Source organism: Caballeronia sordidicola (assembly GCF_001544455.2).
GTDB lineage: Bacteria > Pseudomonadota > Gammaproteobacteria > Burkholderiales > Burkholderiaceae > Caballeronia > Caballeronia sordidicola.
In genome coordinates, this window is the sequence record NZ_FCOC02000050.1 from 1 (window position 1) to 2,076 (window position 2,076).

Consider the following 2,076-nt stretch of genomic DNA (forward strand, 5'->3'; position numbering starts at 1 on the left):
TTTGAACGGCTCTGTAGGCTTCTGGGTGCGCACAACGAGAAAGGCGCTGATCGCCACCACCAACCACAAACCAGCGATGCCCCAGACCACCGCCAAAAAATAGGGCGTTCCCCAAGCGGTCGCGATCGCCGCAAAACACAGAAACGAAAGAGTAAATAAAACGCCGACCGATAGCGCGACCAGAGCGATCAGCTCACGCATCAGTTTCCGTTTGGTTTGCGCAAGTTCGATCACGAACAACTCGCTGTAATCGGAAACCCGAGCCGTGCAAAACTGCCCGACGTTGCGCCATCGCGTTATCTTCGCCTGAATCGACATTGTTTTCACCGTCCAACTCAGTATCGGCCGTCGCCCTGATATTTGCCTCGATAGGCGGGCGTTGGGTCCGAACTTCCGGACGCCCACATCGCGCCCAGTAAGAATCCCAGCGCACCGACAACGGCCAGTGCTGTGAAAGGACTCTCCGATGTGCGATCGCGAACAATGGCGGTCGTATCGGCATAAAGCTGCTGTGCCTTGCCACCGAGCTCACGCGCCTTGCCTGCTGCTTGAGCGCCCGTGTCGCCCAGCAAGTCACCCGCTGCGGCTTGTACCTTGCCCGTGATTTCTTGTACGGCGCCTGCTGCTTTGTTCGTGTCCATGACTGCTCCGATTTCTGCAGTTAGAGTGCTTTTGCGGTCTGAATTGGCGAATCCAAACTTGATTGCGTTGGGGCGATGTATCGGCGTAATGCGGGATGAAGCAGCCGGGCGCCCGCGTCGCGGGGCCGTCGCGACGTCCGGCGTGTGTCGTTCACTTTCACAGAGGCTTAAGCGGATCGACCGACTCAACGCCGTCGGATGTCGCCGTGCGCGGGGAAGCAACTGTCGTCGTTCCTGGGGCTGCGCCCTTGACCGCACCCTTTTCACCTTCCACGCGCTCCACTTCCACTTCGGTGCCGCGAAGCGTTTCATTGATCGTTTCCGTGCGTTCTGAAGCTTCACGACCCACAACGACCTCTTCTATGACGTGTGCTGTCTTCGCCACGACCGCATGCTCAGCCGTTTCACGAACTTCGATTGATCCCCCTTTAAGATCCGCCGCGGTCGCGACACGATCCACAGGGTGCCGCTCGATCGTCGCATGTTCTTCACGCAAATTGACGGTTTCGGAGACAGGCGTTTCAGTCGCACGGGAGTAGACCCGTACTCCGCCTGTCTCTACTTCACGCTTGCCAACGTCGAGCGATTCGCGAACCACCGAAAACGCCTGGCGGTCGGCCGCGACCTGCTCCGGCGTGTAAAGCGGGTTAGTCGCGTCATATCCGGCGTAACCTGTGCTTTTCCAATGGGCAACACGCTCATCGATGTCGACGGCCCCCGCTTCATGCAGGGTTGAGCGCACAAGCGCAACGTGCGCCTCATCGACTACCGTCACCGTGAGAAGTGCACCACCCCTTCGTACCGCCTCCTTGTAATGACCCACGTCCTCCGGATGATTTTCGCTGCCAAATAGCCGTCCGAAGAAATGTTCAATTTTGGCGACCACCCCCTCCCCATCGCCATCGTTGGTCACAGCGGAACCGGCGACAACCGGCCGTTCAGTCGAGCCAGCGGTATCCGCCGAAAGATTGCTCGCGTGAAGTTCCATATCGCTTCGAGCGATGCCTCCCTGCTCAAGGCGTACGATTGCCTGCTCTGCTTCGCCAAACGAATCAAAAACACCAACGAGAACTTGTGACATGGGGTTGCTCCAAAAGGATGAGTAAAACTGATTAGATCGGACGTAATTCGAACCAACGACACGGTGTTACGAGGAAACGCGCTTCGCTCTCGCCCCTGGCTCTGATGCGACTTCCGTATTCCACTGCTTCGTAGCACCCACGCGACGTTCGACAATGACGTCCTGCCGCTGCAGCTCCGCTTTGTGCACTGTCTCTTCCTCGACGAGAGTGCTGATAATGTGAATCTCTTCTTTCAACATCAGCCTCATTTCTGTAACGGGGACGTATTCAAAGACCGGCACCACCAACGTGTCACCTTCCTGTCGGGGAGCGAACTCCGCGTCCACGAACCGATACACGGGCAGGCGTTCGAC

General features: G+C 57.8%; 4 protein-coding genes. All 4 read right to left on the reverse strand.

Going from position 1 to position 2,076, the window contains the following annotated elements:
- The coding region (locus AWB64_RS30470) for a phage holin family protein (protein WP_060859139.1) at positions 1-318 on the reverse strand (318 nt) is incomplete at its 3' end.
- A gap of 17 nt (positions 319-335) precedes the next feature.
- A complete protein-coding gene (locus tag AWB64_RS30475; protein ID WP_060859137.1) occupies positions 336-641 on the reverse strand; it encodes a CsbD family protein in 306 nt (101 codons plus the stop codon).
- A 157-nt stretch (positions 642-798) separates the two neighbouring features.
- Positions 799-1,722 (reverse strand): YsnF/AvaK domain-containing protein, encoded by a 924-nt coding sequence (locus AWB64_RS30480; protein WP_082850695.1) that lies wholly within the window; start codon positions 1,720-1,722, stop codon positions 799-801.
- 66 nt (positions 1,723-1,788) lie between these two features.
- On the reverse strand, positions 1,789-2,076 hold a 288-nt coding region (locus AWB64_RS30485), incomplete at its 5' end, for a DUF2382 domain-containing protein (RefSeq protein WP_157766740.1).

What these genes read in the sequence shown, in the direction of transcription:
- AWB64_RS30475 (WP_060859137.1), bottom strand. Translation starts at nt 641, where the DNA reads ATGGACACGAACAAAGCAGCAGGCGCCGTACAAGAAATCACGGGCAAG.
- AWB64_RS30480 (WP_082850695.1), bottom strand. Translation starts at nt 1,722, where the DNA reads ATGTCACAAGTTCTCGTTGGTGTTTTTGATTCGTTTGGCGAAGCAGAG.